A 25,226-nucleotide genomic window follows, 5' to 3' on the forward strand; every position below is an offset into this window, starting at 1 on the left:
GGGGAGAAGAAAACATGAGTGATACCAAGATGCTTGAAGGCAAGGTCTGCATCGTGACCGGTGGCGGCGGCGCCATCGGCGGCGAGATTTCCAAGCTGATGGCCGCGCACGGCGCGAAGGTCGTTGTCAACGACCTGGGCGGTTCCGTGTCCGGCGACGGCGGCGACGAGAAGCCCGCCCGCGATGTCGTGGCCGCGATCGAGGATGCCGGTGGCACCGCCATGCCGCACTTCGGCTCGGTCGCCGAACGCAAGGACACCGAGGACATGATCAAGACGGCAGTCGATGCCTACGGTCAGGTCGACTGCATCGTCAACAACGCCGGCATCCTGCGCGACGTGATCTTCCACAAGATGAACGAACCCGACTGGGACATGGTGCTGCAGGTGCACCTGAAGGGCTCGTTCAACGTCGCCCGCTCGGTCGCGCCCTATTTCCGAGAGCAGCAGTCGGGATCGATGATCCACTTCACCTCGACGTCCGGTCTGATCGGCAACTTCGGTCAGGCGAACTATGCGGCAGCCAAGCTGGGCATCGTCGGCCTGTCGAAGTCGGTGGCGCTCGACATGGGCCGCTTCAACGTGCGGTCGAACTGCATCTCGCCGTTCGCCTGGTCGCGCATGATCGGCACGATCCCTTCGGACACGCCTGAACAGCAGGCGCGCCTTGAGAAGATCAAGCGCATGACCCCGGCGCAGCAGGCCCCGCTGGCCGTGTATCTGGCGTCCGATGCGTCCAAGCATGTGACCGGTCAGATCTTCGGCGTGCGGTCGAACGAGATCTACCTGTTCAGCCAGCCGCGTCCGATCCGCTCGACGCACCGCGCCGAGGGCTGGACGCCCGAAACCATTGCCGAGCACGGCATGCCCGCGCTGGAGAAGAGCTTCTTCGAGCTTGAGCGTTCCGGCGACGTGTTCAGCTGGGATCCGATCTGACCGAAACATCGCGCCTGGACCGGTTCACCGGGCTGGCGCGATGTCTCTGACGGTCAGAACAAGGACTGCGGAAGGGGGACCGTTCACATCGGGGCGGTCCCCCTTCCTGTTCCGGGAGCAGATGCCGGCCGCAGGAGGTCATCCCCGTCCTGCGCGGGGATCCGGCCGGGCGTGTCGGCGCGGACTCAGGTGTCTGATTTCGATTCATCAACCGGATCCACGCACAAGGCGGGGATGACCGCATGAGTTCATATCGCCGGTCGGCGGACACCTGACCACGGATCGTGACCGGCGTTGCGGGGCAAGCCTAAGAAATCGCGATCCAGTCAGGGAGCGGACGTGATTTGGAACGTTCCAGCCATTGATCGGAACGGCCTGATACGTGGGGCGTCGCCCACGCCTCGGTGCGGGAGCAACGGACGGTTCAGCGAACGCGGCGATTCAGGGAAGCCCCCGGATAAACCGGGGGTGACAAGTCCGGAGTCGGCGACTCAGTCAGAGACGGGACCGCTTCAATGCCCCGCGCGGCGTCCCTGACGCTGTCCCTGCTGCCCCGGCGCTCCCGGATCCTCGTCGAACAGTTCGGCGAGTTTTTCCATCATCACGCCGCCGAGCTGTTCCGCATCGACGATCGTCACCGCGCGGCGGTAGTAGCGCGTGACGTCATGGCCGATGCCGATGGCGATCAGTTCGACCGGGGAATAATTCTCGATCCAGTCGATGGTCTCGCGCAGGTGGCGGTCCAGATAGTTGCCGGCGTTCACCGATAGAGTGGAATCATCGACCGGCGCACCGTCGGAAATCACCATCAGGATGCGGCGCTGTTCGGGCCGCGCGATGATACGGTCGTGCGCCCATTTCAGCGCCTCGCCGTCGATGTTCTCCTTCAGCAGCCCTTCGCGCAGCATCAGGCCGAGATTCTTGCGCGCCCGGCGCATCGGCGCATCGGCCTGCTTGTAGACGATATGGCGCAGATCGTTCAGGCGGCCCGGATTCTGCGGCTTGCCCGCCGTCAGCCAGCGCTCGCGGGACTGCCCGCCCTTCCAGGCGCGTGTCGTGAACCCCAGGATCTCGACCTTCACCGCGCACCGTTCCAGCGTACGGGCCAGAATATCGCCGCACATGGCCGCGACCGTGATCGGACGACCGCGCATCGAGCCGGAATTGTCGATCAGCAGGGTGACCACCGTGTCGCGGAAATCCATGTCCCGCTCCATCTTGTAGGAAAGCGAGAGCACGGGGTTCGCGACCACGCGCGCCAGCCGCGCCGTGTCCAGATAGCCGTCTTCCAGATCGAATTCCCACGACCGGTTCTGCTTCGCCATCAGGCGGCGCTGCAGCCTGTTGGCCAGCTTGGCGACGACGGCCTGCAGGCTGTGCAGCTGCTGATCAAGCTGCGCGCGCAGGCGCGACAACTCCTCGGAATCGCACAGGTCCGCCGCCTCGACGACCTCGTCGAATTCATTGGTGAAGGGCTGATAGCGGCGGCGATCGGGATCGTTGGCGAAATCGTCCGGGTAGACGGGGCGCTTGCCCTTGCCCGCCTCGTCGCCCTCGCCCTCCATGTCGTCCTCGCCCATGGCCTGGACCTGCTCGCCCTGCTCATCGGCGGACTCGTCGCCCTCGCCCTGCTCGGCGGACTGCGGTTCGGACGCCTGCTCGCTGCCTTCCTCGCCTTCCTGCTCGGACTGCTGCTGCTGTTCGCTGTTCTCCTCGTCGGAGTCCTGATCGTCCTCCTCGCCGTCGGTCGGATCGTCCTCCATGTAACCCAGATCGCGGATCAGCTGCCGCGCGACGCGGGCGAACTGTTCCTGATCGTCCAGGCATGCCATCAGGTCGGAGACATCGCCGCCGGACTTCTCGGCCAGATCCTCGCGCCAGAGATCCAGCAGGTTCCGGGCGTCGTCGGGCAGTTCGCGACCGCCCAGCGCCTCACGCATCAGGAAACCCACGGCTTCCGACAGGGGCGCTTCCGACTGATCGCGAAGACGGCCATAGCCGCGCACACGGCAGCGTTCGGTCAGGGCCGCATGAAGGTTGTCGGCAACGCCGGCCATCTGCCGCGCGCCGATGGCCTCGACCCGCGCCTGTTCCATGCTCTCGTAGATCGCGCGCGCCGTGCCGCCCTGCGGCATGTTCTTGCGGTGCAGCGCCGCATCGTGATGGCGCAGCTTCAGCGCGAACGAGTCCGATGCCCCGCGGATCTGAGCCAGCTCCTCGGCTTCCATGCGGCGGCTGGGAACCGGCAGCCGGGCACGCTTGCCCCGCAGTGCCGGGGTTTCGGGTCCGTAGGAGACCTCGACCTCGGGCTCACGCGCCACCGCCCGCAGCGCCGCCGCGACGGCGCGTTTGAACGGTTCGGTCGGTGGTTCGTTACCCTGCGCCAAAGCAGCCTCAGCCCACGGTTGCCATGGCGGCGGATTCCGGCAGTTCCTCGCCCATGCAGCGCTGGTAATATTCAGCCACGACCGGACGCTCCATCTCGTCGCACTTGTTCAGGAAGGTCACCCGGAAGGCAAATCCGACATCGCCGAAGATCTCGGCGTTCTCGGCCCAGGTGATGACGGTACGCGGCGACATGACGGTCGAGATATCGCCGTTCACGAAGCCTGCCCGAGTCAGATCGGCCAGGCTGACCATCGAACTGATCGCCTTCTTGCCGTCGGCACTGTCATAGGCGGGTGCCTTGGCCAGCACGATGTCGCATTCGGCGTCATGTTCCAGATAGTTCAGCGTGGTGACGATGTTCCAGCGGTCCATCTGGCCCTGGTTGATCTGCTGCGTGCCGTGATACAGCCCGGTCGTGTCGCCCAGGCCGATGGTGTTGGTGGTGGAGAACAGCCGGAAACAGCTGTGCGGGTGCAGCACCCGGTTCTGGTCCAGCAGGGTCAGCTTGCCGTCATGTTCCAGCACGCGCTGGATCACGAACATCACATCCGGGCGGCCGGCGTCATATTCGTCGAATACCATGGCAACGGGATTCTGCAGGGCCCAGGGCAGGATACCGTCCTTGAATTCGGTCACCTGCTGGCCGTCGCGCAGAATGATCGCGTCCTTGCCGACCAGATCGATACGGCTGATATGGCTGTCCAGGTTGACGCGCACGCAGGGCCAGTTCAGCCGCGCGGCGATCTGTTCGACATGGGTCGACTTGCCGGTGCCGTGGAATCCCTGGATCATGACGCGCCGGTTGTGCTTGAAACCCGCCAGGATCGCCAGCGTGGTTTCCCGATCGAACAGGTACGCCGGATCGACCACCGGCACCCGGTCGGTCGATTCGGAAAAGGCGGGCACCTGCATGTCACTGTCGATGCCGAAGGTATCCCGCACCGAAAGCATCAGATCGGGGTTTCCGGCAGGCAAGGTCGGCAGCTCGGAAGCATAGTCAGTCGAAGTCATGAACAATCCCTGGTCGTCTGTCTGGAGGCGCTGGCGGAGGTCTCCGTCAGCTAAGACTGGCGCTGAGCACGCCATAGGCTTCATTGATCCGTTTCAACCGATCCTCGAAGCCGCGGTCGCCGCCATTCGCATCCGGGTGAAACCGTTTGGCAAGCTGCTTATAACGAAGCTTGATCTCGCGCAAGTCGTCGGTCGGTTCGATCTGCAATACGTCAAACGCGCGGCGCTGGTCGGCGGTGAAGCGCCGTTCGGTCCGGCGGGCGCGTTCGATGACCGCTTCCTCGCTGTCGGCGAACCCGAAGGGATCGGACATGCGCATGTCCTCGAAGCGGCTGGCCTTGTTGTCGCCGATGCGCCACGTCGGGCGGTGCGCCCATGGGGCCGAGCGCTGGAAATCCTGCACATCCACGTCCGACATGCCGGCGAAATAGTTCCAGCTCTTGTTGTACTCGCGCACATGCTCAAGACAGAACAGATGATAGCCGTCCGCGCCGTCGCGGGACTTGGGTGCGCGATAGGCCCCCTCTTCCGTGCACTCGGCACGGTCGCAGAACCGCTCGATGGGGCGGTTGCGTTCCTCGCTGGTCTCGAAACGTTTGCGGCGTCCGTAATGCATGGGGCGGATTATGGGTCGGCTTTGACTCAGGAACAAGGTTGACACGCCGGAAGTAAACGTATCTCCAGTCGTGCTGGATCACCCGTCACACCATGGAGCCCGCATGACCTACGCCGAGCGCATTCGGACCAAGCTGACCGACGCCTTCCAGCCGGTCGAACTGGACGTTCAGGATGAGTCCCACAAGCACCGCGGTCACGTCGGACACCGGCCGGATGGCGAAACGCATTTTCACGTACGGATCGTCTCCGCCGCGTTCGAGGGACAGAGCCGCGTCAACCGCCAGCGCGCGATCTACAGGGTCCTGAAGTCGGAACTCGAAGAACGGGTGCACGCGCTGTCGCTGGATGTGCAGACGCCGGCAGCCTGAGTATCAGACCGCCGCATCGGCTGCGGCCAGATCTTCGCGCAAGGTCCGCTTCAGCACCTTGCCCGTCGCGTTGCGCGGCAGGGCCTGAACGAATTCCACCCGCTTCGGCGTCTTGAAGGTTGCCAGGTTGGCCCGGCAGTGGCTGATCAGGTCTTCGGCGGAAAGCTCGGCACCCTTTTTCAGCACTACAACCGCGCAGCCGATCTCGCCCCACTTGTCATCGGGCAGACCGATCACCGCGGCCTCGACGATGGGGTCAAGCTGGTAGATCACATTCTCGACCTCGGCGGGATAGACGTTCTCGCCGCCCGAGATGTACATGTCCTTCGTCCGGTCCACGATGTAATAGAAGCCGTTCTCGTCCATGCGCGCGGCGTCGCCCGTATGCAGCCAGCCATCGGTGATGGTCGATGCCGTCGCCTCGGGCCGGTTCCAGTAACCGGGCGTGATGTTCGGCCCCTTGCACCACAGTTCACCCACCTCACCGGGTGCCACGTCGTTGCCGTCCTCGTCGACGATCCGGACCTGATTGTGCAGCGCGGGCTTTCCCGCCGAGCCGACGGCCTTCATGGCATCGCGCGCGTCCAGCACAAGGACCGTCGGGCTGGTCTCGGTCATGCCGAAGCCCTGGGCCAGCCCCAGCCCGCGCTTGCCCCACGTCTCCAGCAGGGTCACCGCGACCGGTGCGCCGCCGACTCCCGCCGACACGATGCGGCTGAGATCCGTGTCGGCGAATTCCGGTTGCTGCGCCATGAACTGGTAGTTCGCGGGCACGCCGAAGAAGTGCGTGATGCCCAGATCGGGGTCGCCCAGCAGACGCAGGCCTTCCGCCGGATCGAACGCCTTCATCACCAGCACGGTGCCGCCCGCATGCAGCACCGGGTTCGTGTAGCAGTTCAGCCCCCCGGTATGGAAAAGCGGCAGCACCGTCAGTTGCACGGCATCCGGCGTGATCCGGTGCGGATGGCCCAGGTTGACGGTGTTCCAGAAGGTCATGCCGTGGGTGATCATCGCGCCCTTCGGCAGGCCGGTCGTGCCCGAGGTGTACATGATCGTCCACAGATCGTCGTGGGTGAGATCCACCATCTGCACCGTTTCGGTCTGCGCGGCGATTCCCTCCTCGTAGGGGCTGTCGCTGCCGTCGCAGTTGGTCAGCAGCAGATGCTCGAACCCGGCCTCCTGCGCGACTGCCGCGGCTGTTTCCGCGAATTCCGGCCCGTGAACCATGATCTTCGGTCCGGCGTCCCTGGAGATGAACGAGAGTTCAGGCACCGTCAGCCGCCAGTTGAGCGGCAGGAACACCGCCCCGAGTTTGGCGCAGGCGAACTGGACCTCGATGACATCGGTGGAGTTGGTGGCCAGGATACCGACGCGGTCGCCTTGCGCGATGCCGTACCGGTTTCGCAGCAGGGCCGCCAGCCGCCCCACGCGTTCGTCAAGCGCCGCGTAACTGAAGCGACGACCGCTTGTCAGATCGACGAGAGCCAGTCGGTCGCCCTGGAACTGCGTGTGGTGTGCCAGCCAGTCAAATACCTTCACCGACATCTTCTCTCTCCCCCGAAAATTTCGTGGATGATAGCGTCGATCCTGCGCAGGTAAACGTCCGGATCAGGCGGCGGGGTTGCGTCTGGGTGCCTTGCGGTCATGCCACCACATGCGCAGCAGCCGCGACTCGCCGTCCGCACCCAGGCGGCATTCCAGCACGCCGTCGAACTCCAGCCGCACACCCGTTTCCGTCAGCGTGAACTGCGCCGCCCAGCGGGCAACACCCAGGTCATCCTGCATGGCCAGCGCGCGGTACATGAACACGACATCGGCCTGTTTGGCAAAGGCATCGCGCCAGTGGCGCTGAATGTCGTCACGGCCCCTGTGCGGCGGGCCAAAGGGCGTTTCGAAGAAGGCACCGTCCTGATTGAAAAGAGCAGCCATCGCGACCGCATCCCTGTTCTGCCAGGCGGCACCGAAGGCCTGCAACCAGCTGTCAAAACGCTCCATCATAACTGTCTCTTGCCCTTCGGGCTCATGGCCGGTTGCCTCACTCATGATGGTTCAACGCCGTGCAGATCGCGAACGCCAGCACGACCCTGTTCCTAACTTGCGATTCCTGCGGTGGCAATCCTTCTGACAGGCTGGCCAGAGCAAATAACATACCGGAAACATGTCGATATCCGGTGTCCGGATACTACCGGTCGAGCACCGCCATCAGCTCCCGCCATTCCCGTGCGGTGAGGCCGCTGTCGGCCTGGGTGACGGCCTCGCCGCCGAGCATCCGCCGGACGGTTGCCACGGCTTTCGCCGACAGGCTGACGCCCCCCATCCGGTAGTCCTCGAACGCGGCGGCGCACAGCGGCACCCATGCGCGCATGGTTCGGATCATCTCGTCGGCGTAGACGCGGATTTCGTACTGGGCGTGCGGATCGGCCCTGAGCGACAGGAAATGCATCAGATTGTGCAGGTCGGTCTTCCAGTACCATTGGGTATAGAAGTTCAGCGACAGGTTCATGCGCGCCAGTTCACGTGCGAGCCCGCTGCGTTCGGGGTCCAGCGGCTCGCCCTTTTCGTCCTCGTTCAGCATCTCGGCGTAATGGTCGTAGGCGCGCTCGGAATCCTCGCGCAGCAACTGCATCACCCGCGCCGCTTCCTCGCCCTGCAGGACATCGCCCCGCCCCTGACGGTTGTTGCTGGACTGCGCCGACAACTGTTCGGGCGCCGGGATGTAGAACTCGTTGTCCAGGATCGAATAGCGCGCGGAATATTCGTTCACGTTCGCCGTGCGGTGCCGGATCCACTGACGCGCCACAAAGATCGGCAGCTTGATGTGATACTTGATCTCGCACATCTCGAACGGGGTCGAGTGGCGGTGCCGCATCAGATAGTTGATCAGTCCCGCATCCTGGCTGACCTTGCGCGTGCCCCGGCCGTAGGACACCCGGGCGGCCTGCACGACGGCAGCGTCGTCGCCCATGTAGTCGATGACACGGACAAAGCCGTGGTCCAGCACCGGCAGCGCGGTGTAGAGCATCTCTTCGAGGGCCGGGGAAACCGCGCGCCGTGTCGGCTGCGCCACCGCACGCTGGGCTTCGATTTCCTGCAACTGTTCGTCTGTGAGTGGCATCGCTGAACTCCATGAGCGTGCGCAAGGAGCGGCATGATAGGGCGATTCGGCGCAGCAATGTGGGTCGAGATGAAGCGGTGTGGCATTTCCCGCGCGAAGGCCTATATTCAGTTCTGTCGGGGATACCCGACTATGGCGATAAACGCTTCATGGAATAAGCGTAGCGGACCCGGGGGCAGTACCCGGCGCCTCCACCAACTTCCCGCCCGCAAGGTGCAGGGACATGGGGGCGAACCAGGATCGACGCGCGTGGTAAAGGTGTGGTTTTCGCCCGGAATGGCTCACCGTGACGAGCCATTTGATAAGTGCCAATGATAATGAAATGGCCCTTGCTGCTTAGTACACCTAGGTAAGCGCGGTCCGGGGGGCGCCGGGCAACAGAAGCCCCCCACTCTTTCGCGGTGCCACCGGCACCGGATTTCACGACACAGACTGACCACCGGGAGGCGGCATGGACTATTCGCAGATGGTTGAAGACGCACTGAAGGGCGTTGTCAGGTCGGCGATGCAGAAAGCCTCGACGGACGGCCTGCAGGGCAATCACCATTTCTATGTCACGTTCCTGACCCGCTACGAGGGCGTGGAATTGCCCGATCACCTGCTGGAGCGCTATCCCAACGACATCACCATCGTGCTGCAGCACCAGTACTGGGACATGGAAGTGAACGAGGATGCCTTCGAGGTGTCGTTGAGCTTCAACAAGCTGCCGACCCGCATCCGGGTGCCCTATGATGCGATTACCTCGTTCGCCGATCCCAGCGTGCAGTTCGGCCTGCAGTTCCAGCCGCAGGGCATGGAAGCGACCGAAGGCGGCAATCTGGTCCTGAGCAACGCCGACGACAACGCACCCGATGCCGCGCCCGATACACCGTCCGATCCGGTCGAGGAAGAAGAAAAACAGGGCGAGGTCGTGTCCCTGGATGCGTTTCGCAACAAGACCTGAGATCTTCTTCACGACCCGAACGCCGAAGTCCGTCGCAAAATGCACCCAAGGCGGGATCAACTTGCCCTGGCAAGGACTCACAGATTGCGACTCCGGACGAACGATACGGCTTTTGTTAACCACAATACTGTCTTTCTGTGACACGCACGGTCATCGCGATGCGACGACGGATCGGTTTGCCTGATTTTCAGAAACCTCCGGAATTCAAGCGCGTTCAGCGACTTAACGTTCTCAATGACCGTTTTCCCGACATTGTACCCGCTCGCCGTCCGAGTCTGGCCCGACACTTGCTCCCTTGTGACCAGTCGTAAAGACGCCCGGCGGCCGGTGTGGTGAACAGGATCCCCGACCCCCCAAATCCAGGCCATGCTGGCCGCCGCGGTCTTTATGCTTCCTCCCCGGCAGATGCTCTGCGACGATCCGGACTGAACCCCTTGACCGTGGAGCACACCGATGCGCCGATTTTTTCTCGTTCTGATGACTGCCCTGCCGCTCGCCCTGTCGCTGGCCGGACCGGCGCAGGCCGATAACCTGTTCGGCAAGGCAAAGAACCTGCTGGGCAACGTCACCGGCGGCGCGTCGTCTTCGGACAGTGCTGCGGGCAACCTTTCCACCGGCGAGATCGGTGCCGGACTGAAGGAGGCGCTGCGGGTCGGCTCGGCCCGCGTTGTCGATCAGGTCAGCGACGTTGGCGGCTTCAACGCGGACCCCGCGATCCACATTCCCCTGCCGGACAACCTGAAGAAGGCGCAGCAGGTGCTGGGCCGCCTCGGCATGTCCAATCAGCTCGACGAGCTTGAAACCCGCCTCAACCGCGCTGCCGAACAGGCGTCCGTCAAGGCGAAGGCCCTGTTCGTCGATGCCGTCAAAGCCATGACCATCGACGATGTCATGCAGATCTTCAACGGACCCGACGATGCCGCCACACAGTACTTCCGGCGGCAGATGACACCCGGACTGAAGACCGAAATGCGCCCCGTCGTCGACAGCAGCCTCGCCGATGTCGGTGCCGTGCAGACCTACGAGCAGACCGTCGGGCAGTTCTCGAAGGTGCCGCTGATGCCGGATCTGCGCGCCGACCTGACGGACCACGTGCTGGATCTGGGACTGGCCGGCATTTTCCATTATCTGGCGCAGGAAGAAGCCGCCATCCGCAACAATCCGGCGGAACGGACCACGGCCCTGCTGCAGAAGGTGTTCGCGCAATAGGGCGCGCGGCGAAATTGCCAGCACGGGCTTTTTGCGTCATTTTTGGCCGGGCGGAACGACCGGTGCAGGAACCGGGATTTGAGGGGACAGTTTCTTGGAGCCAAAGCGGTTCATCATCGTCGATGACGACCGGCTGACTGCGGGCCACGCGCGCGCCGTGCTGGAAAAGGCCGGACACCGGGCCGAGATCTTCGATTCGAGCCCGAAAGCGCTGGAAGCCATTCGGGAACAACGCCCCGATGCGGTGCTGACCGACGTGATGATGCCGGAGCTGGACGGCATGGAACTGACGCAGACGCTGCGCGAGGATTCCTCCTTCGACGACATGCGGATCTTCGTCTTCTCGGGCAAGGCCTTCGAATACGATCGCATGCGGGCCATGGAACTGGGCGCGGATGCCTATATCCTGAAGCCCATCAAGGCCGACAGCTTCCTGGCGACGGTTGATCGCATTCTGGGCGACAAGGTCGAGGTGAAGTTCTGGGGCGTCCGCGGCACCCTGCCGAAGCCCGGTCCGGACTCCCTGCGCTACGGCGGCAATACATCGTGCGTGACACTGTCGTTCCCGCGCGGCCAGTTCTTCATCTTCGATGCGGGCAGCGGCATCCGCGATGTCGGCAACGCCCTGATGGCCGGCGGCACGGCCCGGACCGAGGGCAAGATCTTCATCTCCCACCCCCACTGGGACCACATCAACGCGCTGCCGTTCTTCGCGCCGCTTTTCGTGCCCGGCAACGACTATGAAGTGCTCGGACCGACACATGGCTCGATGGGGATCGAGAAGCTGGTCTCGGAGCAGATGAGCGGGGCCTATTTCCCGATCACGGTGCGCGAGTTCGGCGCGCGGGTGACCTATCGCGATCTGCGCGAGGACACCTATGACGTCGCGGGCCTGAAGGTCACGACGATGCTGCTCTCCCATCCCGGCTACTGCCTGGGCTACCGGGTCGACTATGGCGGGCGGTCCTTCTGCTACATCACCGACAATGAGATGTTCCTGCCCGATTCCGACTTTCATTCCGAAACCTACATGGACAATCTGGCGGACTTCGTGCGCGGCACCGACATGCTGGTCACCGACAGCACCTACACCGACGAGGAGTACCGCTCGAAGGTCGGCTGGGGCCATTCGTGCCTCAGCCAGGTCGTCGAACTGGCCTGCAAGGCCGAGGTGAAGGGCCTGTACCTGTTCCACCACGATCCGGACCAGAACGACGATGCGATCGACGCCAAGCTGGCCGTCGCCCGCATGATGATCGAACGCAAGGGGGCCGATGTGGTCTGCCATGCGCCCGCGGAAACAGACGCGGTATTGCTGTAATGGACCTGTCAGGCTGGATCGACGGCTGGGCGGCCCAGACCCCGGACAAGGCGGCGATCCGGCACGAGGACGGCACGCTGACCTACGCCGCGCTTGCCGGCGACATCCAGGCGATGGCCGCAACGCTGGAGCGGGATCTGGGCATCCGGTCGGGCGACCGCGTCGCCCATCTGGGCGAGAATTCGGTCGCGCAGCTGACGCTGTTCTTCGCCTGCGCGCGGCTCGGCGCGATCCTCGTGACGCTGAACTGGCGGCTGGCCCCGCCCGAGCATCTGTTCCAGTTGAAGGACGCTGCACCGAAGGCGCTGTTCTGCGACCGGCTGTTCTTCGATCACGTTGGCCAGATCCGGGACCAGCTCCCCGGCATGCGGTTCATCGGCATCGACGGAACGGCCGTGGGCTGGGAAACGCTCCCGCCGGGTGCCGGTACGCCTGAGGCACCCTCTCCCGGTTATGACGCGCCGGTGTTGCTGGTCTACACGTCCGGCACCACGGGCACGCCCAAGGGGGCTGTCCTGACTCAGGCGAACGTGTTCTGGAACGCCGTCAACAGCGCCCACGCGCACGACATGACCAGCGCCGACGTGATCCTGGGCAACCTGCCGCTGTTTCATGTCGGCGGCCTGAACAATCAGCTCACCCCGGCGCTGCATTGCGGGGCCACCGTGCTGCTGCACCCCCGGTTCGATCCGGGTGTGACCCTGGCCGCCATCGAGCGCGACCGGCCGACATTGGGCCTTGCGGTGCCGGCGATGATGCAGGCCCTGACCGAGCACCCCGACTGGGCGACCACCGATATCTCGTCGCTGCGGCTGATCATGGCCGGATCGACCACGGTGCCGACCGCCCTGATCCAGCGCTTTCACGACCGCAAGGTGCCCGTCGGGCAGATCTACGGCTCGACCGAGACCTGTCCGATCTCCGTCGTGTTGCGCGCACCGGACGCCATCAATCACGTCGGCTCCTGCGGCAAGCCCGCGATCCACGTCCGGGCACGGATCGTCGATCGCGAAGGCCGCGACCTGCCGCCCGGCGAGACCGGCGAGCTGCTGGTGCGCGGACCCAATGTCTTCGCCGGATACTGGCAGAACGAGGCCGCAACCGAAGCCGCCTTCGACGGCGACTGGTTTCGCACCGGGGATATCGCGCGCGTCGATGCGGACGGTTTCACCTTCATCGAGGACCGCGCGAAGGATGTCATCATCTCCGGCGGCGAGAACATCTATCCCGCCGAGCTTGAGCAGATCCTGATCGCCCATGCGGACCTGGCCGAAGTTGCCGTCGTCGGCCGGCCCGATCCGCGCTGGGACGAGGTGCCGGTGATCGTCGCCGTGCCGCGCGCGGGCGAGACGGTCGACGAGGCCGCCCTGCTGGGCCTGTTCCATGACCGCCTGGCCCGCTTCAAGCATCCGAAGGGGGTCGTCGTCATGGACGCCCTGCCGCGCAATGCGCTGGGCAAGGTGCTGAAGTTCGAACTGAGAGAGATGCTGAAAGGAAGCTGACCCATGTGCGCTGACCGCCCGATGGCCGTGCCGACCAAGCAACTGGAGACCGACCGCGTGGTGGTGACCGAGTGGCGCTTCGCCCCCGGCGCGCATACCGGCTGGCACCGCCATGAGATGGACTATGTCGTGGTTCCCGGCACGACCGGCGAACTGACCATCGAAACCTCCGAGGGCCTGTCGAAGGCGCCGCTGACCGCCGGTGTTTCCTACAACCGCGGCGAAGGCGTCGAGCACGACGTCATCAATGACAATGATTTCGAGTTCGTCTTCGTCGAGGTGGAGTTGACATAGCCGCCGCAGGAGATCAGGATACCGCCCGGAATATCTGATGTTCTGGGAGGAACCATCATGCGGGACTACAAGCATATCGAAGTCACACCGATCACCGGCATTCTGGGTGCCGAGATCGCGGGCGTGGATCTGACGCAGACCGTCTCCGACGCAGCACTGATGGAGATCGAACAGGCGTTCGGCGATCATGCTGTCATCGTCTTTCGCGATCAGGCCATGGGCTTCGAGGATCAGAAGCGGTTCACACGCATGTTCGGGGAATTCGGCTTCGAACCCTATGTGAAGACCATGCCCGACCACCCCGAGATCATCGAGGTGATAAAGGAAGCCAGCGAGTCCGGCATGCTGAACTTCGGCGGCAACTGGCATTCGGACTGGAGCTTTCAGGAGGCCCCGCCCCGCGCCACCATCCTGCACGCCAAGGACATCCCGCCCTATGGCGGCGATACGGCGTTCGCCAACATGTACGCGGCCTACGAAACCCTGTCGCAGGGCATGCGCGACATGCTGGACGGGCTGAACGTGGTTCATTCGGCGCGCCGTCCCTACGGCACCGAGGCCAAGCTGTTCGGCCGGGAGAAGCGGGCCATGACCATCATCAACTCCGAGGAAGCCCACGCCGAGCAGGTGCACCCGGCCGTCCGCACGGTGCCGGAGACGGGCCGGAAGGCGCTGTTCATCAACCCGGTCTACGCCATCCGGTTCGAGAACATGACCGAGCGGGAGAGCCGGCCGCTGCTCGATTTCCTGAATACCCATGCTACCCGCATCGAACTCACCTGCCGGGTGCGCTGGCAGGTGAACACGCTGGTCATGTGGGACAACCGCTGCGTCCAGCACAATGCGATGAACGATTACGACGGCTTCCGGCGCCAGCTCCACCGCACGACGGTTGCGGGCGAACGGCCCTATCTGGCCGAACGCGGCGGCAATGGCGGTATGGCGCGCAGCCCGGCGGAAGCGGCGGCGGGCTGAGAATCTGTCACGCGAATCGGAACCGAATCGATTCGCGCGATCTGCCCGCCTGTTCGGCCAAGGTTCCGGTCTGTTCCGCAAAACAGAGTCAAGTCTGTTCTCTTTTGCTGCGGCATAGCGGGACGCCGAACACGTTCCGTTCCGGTTTACGCGCGCCAGCTGCGACAGCGACAAACCGGCGCGTTCGTGTCGGATGACGGCCTTCCCATATGCACGCCATGGAAAAACGACAGCACTGGCTGAAACCGGCCATCATCGCAGGGCTCGCCACGCTGGCGGTCGCACTGGCAGGCGGCGCGGCGACGACCATGGGCCCCTGGTATGACGCCCTGACCAAACCCGAGCTGCAACCGCCGGGCTGGGTCTTCGGCCCGGCCTGGACCACGATCTATATCCTGACCGCCATTTCGGCGACGCTGGCGTGGGTGGCGACCGAAGCCGGGGCGGCGCGGCGGAACCTGCTGTTGCTGTTCATTGCGAACGGCATCCTGAACGCCGCCTGGACGCCCCTGTTCTTCGCGCTGCAACAGCCGGCCCTGGCACTGGTCGACATCGGCCTGCTGTGGCTCACCATTGCGGCACTGATCGCGATCATCTGGCCGCGCCGGAAACTGGCGGCGGTCCTGCTGTTTCCCTACCTCGCGTGGGTCAGTTTCGCGACCTATCTGAACGCCAGCATCGTCGCGCTGAACTGACGGTCAGGTGCCGTCCGGCCCCTTGAAGTTGAAAGCCTTGCGCATTTCACGATTGTAGATGCGGTCGACCGCCTCTGCCGGTGAGGGCCGGGCGTTACCCTTTCAGGTGAAGGCGTCCGGCATGGATTCCTTCTTCTGGCGGATGAAGTCCTGAAGCTGTGCGTCGATGGCTTCATCCAGCGGCGGGGCCTGATAGTCGGACAGCCACTTGCGCACCATCTCGTTGGCGCGATCCTCGATCCGCTTCTCGCCTTCGGCCAGCCACTGTTCGTACGAATTGTTATCCGTCAGCGGCGACCGGTAGAAGGCCGTCTGGAAATTGTCCTGCGTGTGCTGGCAGCCGAGATAGTGGCTGCCGGGTCCGACTTCGCGCATGGCGCTGAGGGCCTGGCCGTTCTCGCTCAGGTCATAGCCCTGGCTGAAGCGCTGCAGCATCGCGAGCTGGTCGCAGTCCATCACGAACTTCTCATAGGACGACACCAGCCCGCCTTCCAGCCAGCCGGCGGCATGCAGCACGAAGTTGACGCCCGCCATCAGGGTCGGGTTCAGCGTCGCCATCGTCTCGTAGGCCGCCTGCGCGTCCGGCGTCTTCGACCCGCACAGGCCGCCGCCGGAACGGAACGGCACGCCCAGCCGGCGCGCCAGATGCGCCGCGCCATAGAGCACCAGCGCGGGTTCCGGCGTGCCGAAGGTGGGCGCACCCGACTGCATGGAGATTGAGCTGGCAAAGCTGCCGAAGACCACCGGCGCGCCGGGCCTGCAGAGCTGCGCGAAGGCCATGCCGGCCATCGCCTCGGCCAGCGTCTGGGTCAGCACGCCTGCGGGCGTCACCGGGGCCATCGCGCCCGACAGGATGAACGGGCTGATCACGGTGGCCTGCCCGGCACGGGCGTAGACCTTCAGCGCACCCAGCATGGTCTCGTCGAAGACCATCGGCGAGTTGGCATTGATCAGGTTGATCAGCACGCAGTTGTTGTCGACAAAATCGTCACCGAAGACGATCTTCGCCATGGCGACGGAATCTGCCGCGCGTTCCGGATGCGTGACCGACCCCATGAACGGCTTGTCGGAATATTTGATGTGGCTGTAGACCATGTCCAGGTGACGCTTGTTCACCGGCACATCGACAGGTTCGCAGACCGTGCCGCCGGAATGGTGCATGGCGGGGGCCATGTAGGCCAGCTTCACGAAGTTCCGGAAATCCTCGATCGTGGCATAGCGGCGCTCGCCATCCAGGTCCCGCACGAATGGCGGGCCATAGACGGGTGCAAAGACCGTGTTGTTGCCGCCGATCTCGACGGACCGGGCCGGATTGCGGGCGTGCTGGGTGAACTGCGACGGAGCGGTCCTGATCAGGTCGCGGCAGAGGCCCTTCGGGAACCGCACACGCTCGCCCTGAACGTCCGCCCCGGCATCGCGCCACATCTGCAGCGCCTCTTCATCCTCCCGGAACTCGATCCCGATCTCTTCCAGCACCAGATCGGCGTTGGTCTCGATCAGTTCCGCGCCCTCGTCCGTCAGCACCTCGAAGGGCTTCATGCTGCGCTGGATGAAGCCATAGCTTTCCATACCGCCGCCGCGCCGCGCATCCCGGCGTGCTTCGGCACCGCCACCCGCCCGGCGTCCGCGCCGGCGTCCCGAACCCTGCTCTGTCTCGTCGCCCATGTTCCTGTTCTCCCGAAGCGACCCATCTTGCCCACCAGATAAGGCCACGCCGCCCGGCCCCGCTTGTCCGGGTGCGTCATCGGCAGGACGCGCCCGGAACAGGCGTACATACCGGCGGCGAGCCCGCATGCGTCGCATTTGCGTCGCGCGCTGGTCGCTTTCGGTCAATCCAGCGTGCTGCAAACTCTGTCATAAGCTGAAGGAAGGTGGATCGACCGCCGATCGTGCGTTTCGCACGCGTCCTCATGGGAAGGATCATTCCATGGCCGATGAAGAAGATATCGTTCTGTCCGAACTGGACGATGCCGAGCTTGTCCAGCAGATGATGGACGACCTTTACGACGGCCTGAAGGAAGAGATCGAGGAAGCCGTCAACATCCTGCTGGAGCGCGGCTGGGAACCCTATGACATCCTGACCAAGGCCCTGGTCGAGGGAATGCGCATCGTCGGGATCGACTTTCGCGACGGCATCCTGTTCGTGCCCGAGGTCCTGCTGTCGGCCAACGCGATGAAGGCGGGCATGGCCATCCTGCGGCCGCTGCTGATCGAGACCGGCGCGCCGAAGATGGGCCGCGTCGTCATCGGCACCGTCAAGGGCGACATCCACGACATCGGCAAGAATCTGGTCGGCATGATGCTGGAAGGAGCGGGCTTCGAGGTCTTCGATCTGGGCATCAACAACCCGGTCGAGAACTATCTGGAAGCCATGGAAGAGCACCAGCCCGACATCCTGGGCATGTCCGCGCTGCTGACCACGACCATGCCGTACATGAAGGTCGTGATCGACACCATGAAGGAAAAGAACATCCGCGACGACTACGTCGTGCTGGTCGGCGGCGCACCCCTGAACGAGGAGTTCGCCGACGCCATCGGTGCCGATGCCTACTGCCGCGATGCGGCGGTGGCCGTCGAGACCGCCAAGGACTACATGCTACGCCGCCACAATCAACGAGCAGCGAGCTGAAACAGGGTTCCGGCAGAGAACAAACACGATTTGGGGGACGGTGAGCGGTGTCCCGACATGACGCCGCGTCTGACCACAGTAGTGTCCCGGAGACGACCATGCCTGATACATCGACATACAGCCGGAGGCCGGATCTGACCGATGCCGCCGGCGAACGCACCCTGATCATCGCCTGCGGCGCGCTGGCCCGCGAGATCGGCACCCTGATGGGCCAGACCGCCATGGGCAGCGTCGCCCTGAAGTGCCTGCCCGCGCAGTTGCACAACACGCCGGACCGGATTCCTGATGCCGTGCGCGAGGCGGTGCTGGCCGCGCGCGAAACCTATGCCCGCGTTCTGGTCGGATATGCCGACTGCGGCACCGGTGGCCGACTGGATCGCGTCTGCCAGGAACTGGGCGTCGAACGGATCGAGGGGCCGCACTGCTATTCCTTCTTCAGCGGCAACGACGCCTTTCTGGCCAGGGCCGACGAGGAGTTCACCAGCTTCTACCTGACCGACTTTCTGGCCCGTCAGTTCGACAGCATGGTGATCAGGTCCCTGGGCCTGGATCGCCACCCGGAACTGCGCGACGCCTATTTCGGCCATTACGAGAAGCTGGTCTATCTGGCGCAGACGGACGATGACGTGCTGACGGCCAGGGCCGAGGCCGCAGCCGAACGACTGGGGCTGGCGTTCGAGCGCCGCCGCGTCGGGTTCGGCGACCTGACCGCCTTCGTCGAGAAGGCGAGCGAGCCCCTCCCCCTGTCGTCATAACACAGGTGCGACATCTGACCGTCGCACCTGAAACAGAACCCCAAACCCCTTGGAAACCAACGGATTCCGCGACGTCGTTTTTGTCGCGGAAGCGACTCCGCCTGGTCGCGCCCAAGCCATCCGCGTCGCGGGGCCATGCCCATATTGGTGACAGGCAACGAGGTGATGATGGCTCAGAAGATTGTCGTTTACTGGCGGGATATCCCGGCGCAGGTGATCGTGAAAGCGGGCAGGAAGCGCGCGACGGTCGAACTGCCCGAACGTTTCATCCAGGCCATCGATCGTACGGCGATGAAGCTGGGGGCGAAGGATTCCGACGCCTATCTGGCGGAATGGCGGCGCGGCGAACCGGAGACCGTCGACGGCGATCTTGAGGCGCTGGCCGGCCAGTTCGCGGCGCAACTGGAAACCGAATTCCCGCAGGAACGCATCAACGCAATGGTAACGAATGGAGGCAGGGCCGATGGATAACGTGATCCGGATGGGCGGCACCCCGCGCATTGGCGCATCCATAGAAGCCACACCGGCCCAGATCCTGGACAAGGTCGACCTGGCCGGTCTGTTTCCGGTGAACACACGTGTCTACATCACCGACCTGGGTTCCGACGACAATGACCGGCTGGTCAGGGCCGCGCGCAAGCTGCAGGACTGCGGCTATGTCGCCGTCCCGCATCTGGCGGCACGCCGCTTCGAGAGCTGGAGCGCGTTCGAAAGCCGCCTGAAAGCCTTCGCGAACGAGGCCGGCACCACCGAGGCGCTGGCGATCGCAGGCAGCCCGGACCGCCAGATGGGACCGATCGCCGCCTCGATCGAACTGCTGGAGAGCGGCTGGTTCGACCGGCTGGGATTCACCCGCATCGGTGTCGCCGGACACCCCGAAGGCAGCCCCGACATCCCGACGGAAGCCCTGGATCTCGCGATCCGGCAGAAGAACGCCTTCGCGAAGCAGACCGACGCGGAGATCTATCTTGTGACGCAGTTCGGCTTCGACGCCGACAGCTTCATCGCCTGGGCCGAGCGTATCACGGCGGCGGGCAACACGCTGCCGATCCACCTGGGCGTGGCCGGTCCGGCGAAGATCATGACCCTTTTGAAATATGCCGCAGCCTGCGGTGTCGGAGAGTCGCTGAACTTCCTGAAGAAGCGCGCCGGTGCCGTCACCGCCCTGGCCACCGGGCACTCGCCGGAATCGACCGTGCGGCCGCTTGAGGCCTACTGGGCGTTCAACCCGTCGGGTCCGATCCGGCAGATGCACGTCTTCCCGTTCGGCGGCCTGAAGAGGACGTCGGAATGGCTCTACGAACGCGGCTCCTGGGTGAGCGGCGTCGAAGGTTTCGCCGACACACAGCCCATCCACGCCGAAGCCTGACCGGTCGGCCACTCCAGCGAAAGCGCATCCCATGACCCGCACCGTCCTGTCGTCCGCGACCCGTGAAATCATCATCGGGTTCGACCAGCCCTTCTGCGTGATCGGCGAGCGCATCAACCCCACCGGTCGCAAGCTGCTGGCCGCCGAAATGAAGGACGGCGACTACAGCCGGGTGGAGAAGGACGCGCTGGCGCAGGCCGCGGCAGGCGCGACCATGCTGGACGTGAACGCGGGCATTCCGCTCGCCGACGAGCCCCGCATCCTGGCCGAGAGCATTCAGCTTGTGCAGTCGCTGACGGATCTGCCGCTGTCGATCGATTCCTCGATCATCGAGGCGCTGGAAGCCGGCCTGTCCGTCTATCAGGGCAAGCCGCTGGTCAATTCGGTCACCGGCGAGGACGAGTCGCTGGAACGCGTGCTGCCGCTGATCCGGAAATACGGTGCCGCGGTCGTCGCGATCTCCAACGACGAGACCGGGATCTCGACCGATCCGGATGTGCGCTATGCGGTGGCGAAGAAGATCGTCGAGCGGGCGCAGGATCACGGCATCCCCGTATCGGATGTTGTGGTCGATCCGCTGGTGATGCCGGTCGGGGCCATGAACGATGCGGGCAAACAGGTCTTCGCCCTGCTGCGCCGTCTGCGCGAGGAACTGAAGGTCAACACGACGTGCGGCGCATCGAACATCAGCTTCGGCCTGCCGAACCGCCGCGTCATGAACGGTCATTTCCTGTCAATGGCCGCGGCCGCCGGCATGACCTCCGCGATCATGAACCCGCTGCATGCGGAAGACATGAACGCCGTGCGGGCAGCCAATGTGCTGCTGGGCCACGATCCCGACTGCCGCGTCTGGCTGCAGGCCAACCGGGAACCGGCACCCGAGGGTGCTGAAGGCGGCGGCGAAGGCCGGCGCGGTCGCGGAGAACGCCGCCGCAGACGCTCGTCCGGATCGGATGCCGCCTGAAGCCATCCGGTCTCCGATCCCGGATTGACGGGGCGATTCAACGAAGGGCCGGGACCGGTGCAACTGTCGGTGCCGGGGGCGCAGGGCAGGCACCGGTCATGCCTGTTTCTCGATCGTGTTCATGGCTGCAATGGCGTTCAGGAACGATTGCGTCAGCAGCCGGATGATGCCGGGATCGCCCTTGCCCATGCCGGCTTCCTCCAGAACGGTCCGGCGCAAGTCGATGAAGCCCCGACGGGTGCGTGGCGGCAGTGATTCCTCGCGCAGGTACGCCATCGACCAGGCACCGAACAGCTGCTCCTCGACCGAAATGTCCTCGATCAGCACCAGATCCTTGTGCCGGGTGTCGCTGAGAATCGTGTCGTAGAGTTCGCCCACCGCATCATCGGGGCCTTCCAGCACCTGCAGAAAGCATCCGCTGCCGAAAAGCAGCAGGCCGGAAATATCGTTTCGGGCGTTGTTCTGCTGGGATACGCTCAGAATGTCGAAAAGAATATCATCGTCCACATCGCCGACCGCGGTGGACATGTACATGAGACGTCTGTGTGGCAAGTTTCTCTCCCCACGTTTCTTGATTGATCTCTTCTGACGCAAATGGCTCCGGCGCCAGCGGTTGCAAGTCTCGCACGTGTATCTGGTTTCCCGCCTCTTTCAATCAGACAGCGCCGTGCGCGCGTTGTCGAGGAAACTTTGTGCCACGAAGTAAATGACCTGAGACGGATCGGTCTGTCCGGCATCGGTCAGGATCGTCCGGCGCAGATGCCTGAAGCCGGCTGCATCGCGCCAGCGTCCGTCTCCGCGCGCGCCGTTTCGCGCCCGCGCCTGTGACAGCAGACCGTCGCGTGCGGCACCGTCAAAGAGCCCGGTTGCGGACGAAAGATAGACACGACGCCTGACCGGCACGCAGATCGCTCCATTCTGACTATCAGAGCGGGTATTCTGCACGCGGTCCGTCGGTTGCGTCCACAGCACATGTTAATCGGTCGGAATTTCCCGCTGGAGCGCCGCACGCATCCTGCGCGACCAGAGCGTTGCCAGCAGACCGGCAAACGATGTGCCGAACATGATGGACAACAGGGTCACGGGCGCATCCGTCGCTTCCATCAGCGCCCCGGTGACCAGGGTCAGCCCGGCACCGGCACCGACGATCAGCGCCCCGTTCACGCCCGCGGCCGTGCCTGCCAGATCGGGACGCACCGACAGCGCGCCCGCATAGGCGCTGGGCACGGTCAGCCCGTTGCCCAGGCCGACGAAGATCGTCGCGCCGAAGTAGGTGGCGATGTGCAGATGCCCCGACAGCAGGATCACCAGCCCCGTACCCAGCCCGGCGCAGGCGGCCAGCCGCCCGGCCAGCATCATGGTCGTGATGTCGAACCGTTTCGACAGGCGCGTCGACAGAAAGGTGCCGCAAACGAAACCCATGGTGATGGAACCGATGAACAGGCCCAGCGTGGCCGTGGAAATGCCGAAGGTCTCGGCGGCGACCAGCGGCGCGCCCGCCAGGAAGACATAGAACGCCCCGACCGAGGACATGGAGCACAGCGCGAACCCCCAGAACGGCGCGAGTCGCAGCAGGTCCACCGGCCTGCCCGGCGGTGCATCGCCCGGTTTCCGGTCGCGGCGCGGATAGGTCTCGCCCAGGTCGATCCAGCACAACAACAGCAGGGCCACACCCGACCCCGTGTAGAACCAGAAACTCGCCCGCCACCCGAACAGCGTATCCAGCGTGCCGCCGACCATCGGGCCGAGCATCGGCGCGACCGCCATGGACATGCTGATGAAGGCCAGCGTGCCCGCCGCCTGCCGCTCGGTCCGCGTGTCGCGCACGATGGCCATCGACATGGCGTGCCCCGCCACCATCGCCGCCTGCAGCATGCGGAATCCCAGAAAGGTCCAGATGTCGGTCGCCAGCGTGCAGCCGATGGACGCCGCGACAAAGATCCCGACCGTGCCCAGCACGACCGGGCGGCGCCCGATACGGTCCGACAGCGGCCCCACCACAAGCTGCACCACCGCGGTGACGGCCAGATAGCCCGCGATCGACAGGCTGACGGTCGCATAGGACGTGTCGAACTCGGTCGCGATGTTGGCCAGCGAGGGCAGGAACATGTTCAGCGACAGGGTCGACAGCGCCGTCATCAGGATCAGCGTCGGCAGATGCGGCGGTGACGATGCCGGGGTCATGGTGCGGGGCGCATGGCAGATGCTCGTGGAGCTTTGAGAAAAGGGAGCTGCCGGAGGCTTACGTGACAGCGCGGGGAGCGGACGCTATCGCGAAGCGGCGGTCAGTTGAAGCCACTTCGTCAGAGCGGCGCACCCTCGCCTGCCGCATGGACAGCCACGGTTCCGCCTGGTGCGGCAGGTCCTGAATTCGATATCGATCCGATCGAACGCTCTTCCTCGGCACGTCACGCCCGCCTTGTGCGGGGGCCTTCTGCGAACATACTGCGGAAACAGACGCCTGCGAGATCCACCGCAGCCCCCGGATAAACCGGGGGTGACAGACCCGGAGCAATGTCGCTTCAGTCGAGCGGCGGAACGATCTGCACCGACAGCAGACAGCGGATCGGGCGGCCGATCTGTCGGTCCGGACTGACGGCGCGTTCCACGTAAACCGCAATCTCGGGCAGCCCGTCCAGAAAGCTTTCGAACCGTTCGTCCTTCAGCGCGATATTGAAGGTCGCGGCCACACCGTCGACCAGCTTGTGATCGACGATCCGGCCACCGATGCGCGCGATCGCATCGCGGATGCGGGACATGGCATCGTCCGGCTCCAGCCGAGTCATGCAGTCGATGCGATGGATCATCCGGCGATCATGACGCCTTCGGTCGGGAATACAACGGGTTCCAGCCGAACTGGTCTTCCGCGACCGGCGTGCCGGTCTCGACCCAGTGTCTGATGCCCTGCACCACGCCGTCGAGATAATGCGCCAGGTCCGCACCGAATTCGCGTTCCAGAATCATCTGCCGCCTTGCCTCTGGCATGTCATCGGGGAACAGGGGCACGACCTCGATGGTCAGGCGGCATTGCGCATCGCCCTGCGGCATGATCCGCCATGACACCCGCGCCGTCTGGTTCGGCGCATCGCCAAGCTCAATGTCGTAGCCTTCACCCTCGATCCAACGCACGAAGTGCCGCCGATACCGTCGTCCGGAATAATAGGTGATCGAATCCCGTGCCCCCTCGCCGGGCCAGCGCTCCACCTCGGTCGACGCGCAGAACGGATGGCACAGTTTGAGGTAGCCGGGCTGGGTGAGGCGGTGCCAGAGGTCGGCGGCAGATACACGAACGCTAATGGCCACAACCGATGGCACTGCATTCCCGTGCTCAGACTGGTCGTTCAGGTTACTCATGCTTCGTACCGATCAGCAATCTGTGACATAATTGGGCAGCTTATCGGCAAGGAGATTGAAATGACAGTTACTGTGCGGATCCCGGAAGATGTCGCCGACGAACTCCGGGCGCTCGTCCGGTCCGGTGAGTTCTCGTCGGTCGAGCAGGCGCTGCGAGGTGCGATGAAGGCGCTTCGATCCGGGGACGAACCGGCAGGTCTCGCCGATATCAAGGCGAAGATCGACGCCTCCTTGGATGATCCCAGACCATCCCTTTCATCTGCAGAAGTCCGCGACCATCTGGACAATCTCTATGAGAAATTCCGGCCCAATCCTTCGGCGTGATGAAGCGTCTCGGTGTTCAATACAGGCCCGAAGCCCAGGCGAATCTCGAAAGCATCTTCATTTACGTACTTGAACGATCGGGCGATTGGCAGGTGGCAACGCGTTATGTCGACCGCATATATGCGCGCTGTGAACGTCTCGGCGAGACGCCATTGTCCGGAACAGCGCGAGATGATCTTCGAAAAGGTATTCGACTGACCGGCTTCGAACGACGGGCGGCGATAGCATTTACTTCCGATGGGGATGGGGTGGAAATCATCCGCATCCTGCACGGTGGTCGCGATGTCGAGAACCTTCGCGATGCCGGGCAGTAATGATCGCTATCGCGGCCCCACCCCTTTTATGAATCGGCAGTTCCCGGATTGTCACCTCCGGTTTATCCAGTACCCGAGGCGTCCGCTGAATCGTCGGTTGCCCCCAAACGGCGGCGGCGGAGACCCCTATGCGTTTGGTCGTT

General features: G+C 64.2%; 28 protein-coding genes and 1 other RNA gene. 17 read left to right on the plus strand and 12 right to left on the minus strand.

All coding sequences use genetic code 11. The features are described from left to right. The first annotated feature begins 14 nt into the window (after positions 1-14). Positions 15-935, plus strand: a complete 921-nt coding sequence (locus ACN0X7_RS16605; protein WP_417519300.1) for an SDR family NAD(P)-dependent oxidoreductase — start codon at positions 15-17, stop codon at positions 933-935. A 512-nt stretch (positions 936-1,447) separates the two neighbouring features. On the opposite strand, the gene cobT is transcribed toward ACN0X7_RS16605, so the two are convergent. From cobT to ACN0X7_RS16620, 3 genes are read right to left on the minus strand one after another with little or no spacing between them, the layout of a single operon-like run. Next, complete coding sequence (gene cobT, locus ACN0X7_RS16610; RefSeq protein ID WP_417519302.1) at positions 1,448-3,322, minus strand: cobaltochelatase subunit CobT; 1,875 nt, start codon at positions 3,320-3,322, stop codon at positions 1,448-1,450. A gap of 7 nt (positions 3,323-3,329) precedes the next feature. Next, positions 3,330-4,334 carry a cobaltochelatase subunit CobS gene (gene cobS, locus ACN0X7_RS16615; protein ID WP_417519304.1) on the minus strand — a complete coding sequence of 335 codons (1,005 nt, stop codon included), beginning with the start codon at positions 4,332-4,334 and terminating at the stop codon, positions 3,330-3,332. Positions 4,335-4,380: 46 nt separating this feature from the next. Then, complete coding sequence (locus ACN0X7_RS16620; protein WP_417519307.1) at positions 4,381-4,950, minus strand: J domain-containing protein; 570 nt, start codon at positions 4,948-4,950, stop codon at positions 4,381-4,383. Positions 4,951-5,053: 103 nt separating this feature from the next. Between ACN0X7_RS16620 and ACN0X7_RS16625 the strand changes: the two genes are divergently transcribed. After that, positions 5,054-5,320: a BolA family protein gene (locus tag ACN0X7_RS16625; protein ID WP_417519309.1), complete on the plus strand. Its 267-nt coding sequence runs from the start codon at positions 5,054-5,056 to the stop codon at positions 5,318-5,320. A gap of 3 nt (positions 5,321-5,323) precedes the next feature. Here the strand turns inward: ACN0X7_RS16625 and ACN0X7_RS16630 are convergent, their stop codons facing one another. The 3 genes from ACN0X7_RS16630 to thyX form a co-directional block, all read right to left on the minus strand. Beyond that, entirely contained in the window at positions 5,324-6,865 is a 1,542-nt protein-coding gene (locus ACN0X7_RS16630; RefSeq protein ID WP_417519311.1) for an acyl-CoA synthetase, read from the minus strand. 63 nt (positions 6,866-6,928) lie between these two features. Further along, entirely contained in the window at positions 6,929-7,318 is a 390-nt protein-coding gene (locus ACN0X7_RS16635) for a YybH family protein (protein ID WP_417519313.1), read from the minus strand. A 184-nt stretch (positions 7,319-7,502) separates the two neighbouring features. Continuing rightward, positions 7,503-8,435, minus strand: a complete 933-nt coding sequence (gene thyX / locus ACN0X7_RS16640) for an FAD-dependent thymidylate synthase (RefSeq protein WP_417519315.1) — start codon at positions 8,433-8,435, stop codon at positions 7,503-7,505. A 75-nt stretch (positions 8,436-8,510) separates the two neighbouring features. Here thyX and ssrA point away from each other — a divergent pair. From ssrA to ACN0X7_RS16680, 8 genes are all read left to right on the plus strand, one after another. Then, positions 8,511-8,828: a transfer-messenger RNA gene (ssrA, locus tag ACN0X7_RS16645) on the plus strand. A gap of 58 nt (positions 8,829-8,886) precedes the next feature. Continuing rightward, a complete protein-coding gene (locus ACN0X7_RS16650; RefSeq protein ID WP_417519317.1) occupies positions 8,887-9,378 on the plus strand; it encodes an SspB family protein in 492 nt (163 codons plus the stop codon). Positions 9,379-9,831: 453 nt separating this feature from the next. Beyond that, positions 9,832-10,587 (plus strand): DUF4197 domain-containing protein, encoded by a 756-nt coding sequence (locus ACN0X7_RS16655; RefSeq protein WP_417519319.1) that lies wholly within the window; start codon positions 9,832-9,834, stop codon positions 10,585-10,587. A 94-nt stretch (positions 10,588-10,681) separates the two neighbouring features. Continuing rightward, positions 10,682-11,908, plus strand: coding sequence for a response regulator (locus tag ACN0X7_RS16660; RefSeq protein ID WP_417519321.1), 1,227 nt, complete (start codon positions 10,682-10,684; stop codon positions 11,906-11,908). Continuing rightward, positions 11,908-13,410, plus strand: a complete 1,503-nt coding sequence (locus ACN0X7_RS16665) for a class I adenylate-forming enzyme family protein (RefSeq protein WP_417519323.1) — start codon at positions 11,908-11,910, stop codon at positions 13,408-13,410. Before ACN0X7_RS16660 ends, ACN0X7_RS16665 begins: the two co-directional genes overlap by 1 nt. 3 nt (positions 13,411-13,413) lie before the next feature. After that, on the plus strand, positions 13,414-13,704 hold the full coding sequence (locus ACN0X7_RS16670; RefSeq protein ID WP_417519325.1) for a cupin domain-containing protein: 291 nt from the start codon (positions 13,414-13,416) through the stop codon (positions 13,702-13,704). 57 nt (positions 13,705-13,761) lie between these two features. Then, the gene (locus ACN0X7_RS16675) at positions 13,762-14,679 is read left to right on the plus strand and encodes a TauD/TfdA dioxygenase family protein (protein WP_417519327.1); all 918 of its coding nucleotides are present in this window, start codon (positions 13,762-13,764) and stop codon (positions 14,677-14,679) included. A 218-nt stretch (positions 14,680-14,897) separates the two neighbouring features. Next, positions 14,898-15,374, plus strand: a complete 477-nt coding sequence (locus ACN0X7_RS16680; protein ID WP_417519329.1) for a TspO/MBR family protein — start codon at positions 14,898-14,900, stop codon at positions 15,372-15,374. A gap of 102 nt (positions 15,375-15,476) precedes the next feature. Here ACN0X7_RS16680 and ACN0X7_RS16685 read toward each other — a convergent pair whose 3' ends face one another. Beyond that, positions 15,477-17,039, minus strand: coding sequence for a trimethylamine methyltransferase family protein (locus tag ACN0X7_RS16685; protein ID WP_417519331.1), 1,563 nt, complete (start codon positions 17,037-17,039; stop codon positions 15,477-15,479). A 262-nt stretch (positions 17,040-17,301) separates the two neighbouring features. Between ACN0X7_RS16685 and ACN0X7_RS16690 the strand changes: the two genes are divergently transcribed. From ACN0X7_RS16690 to ACN0X7_RS16710, 5 genes are all read left to right on the plus strand, one after another. Further along, positions 17,302-18,003, plus strand: a complete 702-nt coding sequence (locus ACN0X7_RS16690) for a corrinoid protein (protein ID WP_417519333.1) — start codon at positions 17,302-17,304, stop codon at positions 18,001-18,003. Between the two features lie 98 nt (positions 18,004-18,101). Further along, entirely contained in the window at positions 18,102-18,758 is a 657-nt protein-coding gene (locus ACN0X7_RS16695; RefSeq protein ID WP_417519335.1) for a DUF1638 domain-containing protein, read from the plus strand. Between the two features lie 168 nt (positions 18,759-18,926). Further along, positions 18,927-19,229, plus strand: coding sequence for a virulence factor (locus ACN0X7_RS16700; protein WP_417519337.1), 303 nt, complete (start codon positions 18,927-18,929; stop codon positions 19,227-19,229). Continuing rightward, entirely contained in the window at positions 19,222-20,127 is a 906-nt protein-coding gene (locus ACN0X7_RS16705) for a methylenetetrahydrofolate reductase (RefSeq protein ID WP_417519339.1), read from the plus strand. Before ACN0X7_RS16700 ends, ACN0X7_RS16705 begins: the two co-directional genes overlap by 8 nt. Positions 20,128-20,158: 31 nt before the next feature. Further along, positions 20,159-21,091 carry a dihydropteroate synthase gene (locus ACN0X7_RS16710; protein ID WP_417519341.1) on the plus strand — a complete coding sequence of 311 codons (933 nt, stop codon included), beginning with the start codon at positions 20,159-20,161 and terminating at the stop codon, positions 21,089-21,091. Positions 21,092-21,187: 96 nt separating this feature from the next. On the opposite strand, the gene ACN0X7_RS16715 is transcribed toward ACN0X7_RS16710, so the two are convergent. The 5 genes from ACN0X7_RS16715 to ACN0X7_RS16735 form a co-directional block, all read right to left on the minus strand. After that, positions 21,188-21,643 (minus strand): BLUF domain-containing protein, encoded by a 456-nt coding sequence (locus tag ACN0X7_RS16715; RefSeq protein WP_417519343.1) that lies wholly within the window; start codon positions 21,641-21,643, stop codon positions 21,188-21,190. 99 nt (positions 21,644-21,742) lie between these two features. Further along, entirely contained in the window at positions 21,743-21,994 is a 252-nt protein-coding gene (locus tag ACN0X7_RS16720; RefSeq protein ID WP_417519345.1) for a hypothetical protein, read from the minus strand. Positions 21,995-22,066: 72 nt separating this feature from the next. Beyond that, entirely contained in the window at positions 22,067-23,275 is a 1,209-nt protein-coding gene (locus ACN0X7_RS16725; protein ID WP_417519347.1) for a multidrug effflux MFS transporter, read from the minus strand. A 338-nt stretch (positions 23,276-23,613) separates the two neighbouring features. Beyond that, on the minus strand, positions 23,614-23,898 hold the full coding sequence (locus tag ACN0X7_RS16730) for a hypothetical protein (protein WP_417519349.1): 285 nt from the start codon (positions 23,896-23,898) through the stop codon (positions 23,614-23,616). Between the two features lie 7 nt (positions 23,899-23,905). Continuing rightward, positions 23,906-24,394: an SRPBCC family protein gene (locus ACN0X7_RS16735; protein ID WP_417519351.1), complete on the minus strand. Its 489-nt coding sequence runs from the start codon at positions 24,392-24,394 to the stop codon at positions 23,906-23,908. Between the two features lie 111 nt (positions 24,395-24,505). On the opposite strand from ACN0X7_RS16735, the gene ACN0X7_RS16740 reads away from it, so the two are divergent. Together ACN0X7_RS16740 and ACN0X7_RS16745 are read left to right on the plus strand one after the other, a co-directional pair. Continuing rightward, a complete protein-coding gene (locus tag ACN0X7_RS16740) occupies positions 24,506-24,769 on the plus strand; it encodes a ribbon-helix-helix domain-containing protein (protein WP_417519353.1) in 264 nt (87 codons plus the stop codon). Further along, positions 24,769-25,083 (plus strand): type II toxin-antitoxin system RelE/ParE family toxin, encoded by a 315-nt coding sequence (locus ACN0X7_RS16745; RefSeq protein ID WP_417519355.1) that lies wholly within the window; start codon positions 24,769-24,771, stop codon positions 25,081-25,083. Before ACN0X7_RS16740 ends, ACN0X7_RS16745 begins: the two co-directional genes overlap by 1 nt. Positions 25,084-25,226: the final 143 nt, after the last annotated feature.

The organism is Minwuia sp., assembly GCF_048263705.1.
GTDB lineage: Bacteria > Pseudomonadota > Alphaproteobacteria > Minwuiales > Minwuiaceae > Minwuia.

Excerpts from the sequence above, each read along its gene's own strand:
- ACN0X7_RS16605 (WP_417519300.1), top strand. The coding sequence starts at position 15 with ATGAGTGATACCAAGATGCTTGAAGGCAAGGTCTGCATCGTGACCGGT.
- cobS (WP_417519304.1), bottom strand. The coding sequence starts at position 4,334 with ATGACTTCGACTGACTATGCTTCCGAGCTGCCGACCTTGCCTGCCGGA.
- ACN0X7_RS16620 (WP_417519307.1), bottom strand. The coding sequence starts at position 4,950 with ATGCATTACGGACGCCGCAAACGTTTCGAGACCAGCGAGGAACGCAAC.
- ACN0X7_RS16625 (WP_417519309.1), top strand. The coding sequence starts at position 5,054 with ATGACCTACGCCGAGCGCATTCGGACCAAGCTGACCGACGCCTTCCAG.
- ACN0X7_RS16630 (WP_417519311.1), bottom strand. The coding sequence starts at position 6,865 with ATGTCGGTGAAGGTATTTGACTGGCTGGCACACCACACGCAGTTCCAG.
- ACN0X7_RS16635 (WP_417519313.1), bottom strand. The coding sequence starts at position 7,318 with ATGATGGAGCGTTTTGACAGCTGGTTGCAGGCCTTCGGTGCCGCCTGG.
- thyX (WP_417519315.1), bottom strand. The coding sequence starts at position 8,435 with ATGCCACTCACAGACGAACAGTTGCAGGAAATCGAAGCCCAGCGTGCG.
- ACN0X7_RS16650 (WP_417519317.1), top strand. The coding sequence starts at position 8,887 with ATGGACTATTCGCAGATGGTTGAAGACGCACTGAAGGGCGTTGTCAGG.
- ACN0X7_RS16655 (WP_417519319.1), top strand. The coding sequence starts at position 9,832 with ATGCGCCGATTTTTTCTCGTTCTGATGACTGCCCTGCCGCTCGCCCTG.
- ACN0X7_RS16665 (WP_417519323.1), top strand. The coding sequence starts at position 11,908 with ATGGACCTGTCAGGCTGGATCGACGGCTGGGCGGCCCAGACCCCGGAC.
- ACN0X7_RS16670 (WP_417519325.1), top strand. The coding sequence starts at position 13,414 with ATGTGCGCTGACCGCCCGATGGCCGTGCCGACCAAGCAACTGGAGACC.
- ACN0X7_RS16675 (WP_417519327.1), top strand. The coding sequence starts at position 13,762 with ATGCGGGACTACAAGCATATCGAAGTCACACCGATCACCGGCATTCTG.
- ACN0X7_RS16680 (WP_417519329.1), top strand. The coding sequence starts at position 14,898 with ATGGAAAAACGACAGCACTGGCTGAAACCGGCCATCATCGCAGGGCTC.
- ACN0X7_RS16685 (WP_417519331.1), bottom strand. The coding sequence starts at position 17,039 with ATGGGCGACGAGACAGAGCAGGGTTCGGGACGCCGGCGCGGACGCCGG.
- ACN0X7_RS16690 (WP_417519333.1), top strand. The coding sequence starts at position 17,302 with ATGGCCGATGAAGAAGATATCGTTCTGTCCGAACTGGACGATGCCGAG.
- ACN0X7_RS16695 (WP_417519335.1), top strand. The coding sequence starts at position 18,102 with ATGCCTGATACATCGACATACAGCCGGAGGCCGGATCTGACCGATGCC.
- ACN0X7_RS16700 (WP_417519337.1), top strand. The coding sequence starts at position 18,927 with ATGGCTCAGAAGATTGTCGTTTACTGGCGGGATATCCCGGCGCAGGTG.
- ACN0X7_RS16705 (WP_417519339.1), top strand. The coding sequence starts at position 19,222 with ATGGATAACGTGATCCGGATGGGCGGCACCCCGCGCATTGGCGCATCC.
- ACN0X7_RS16710 (WP_417519341.1), top strand. The coding sequence starts at position 20,159 with ATGACCCGCACCGTCCTGTCGTCCGCGACCCGTGAAATCATCATCGGG.
- ACN0X7_RS16725 (WP_417519347.1), bottom strand. The coding sequence starts at position 23,275 with ATGACCCCGGCATCGTCACCGCCGCATCTGCCGACGCTGATCCTGATG.
- ACN0X7_RS16730 (WP_417519349.1), bottom strand. The coding sequence starts at position 23,898 with ATGATCCATCGCATCGACTGCATGACTCGGCTGGAGCCGGACGATGCC.
- ACN0X7_RS16740 (WP_417519353.1), top strand. The coding sequence starts at position 24,506 with ATGACAGTTACTGTGCGGATCCCGGAAGATGTCGCCGACGAACTCCGG.
- ACN0X7_RS16745 (WP_417519355.1), top strand. The coding sequence starts at position 24,769 with ATGAAGCGTCTCGGTGTTCAATACAGGCCCGAAGCCCAGGCGAATCTC.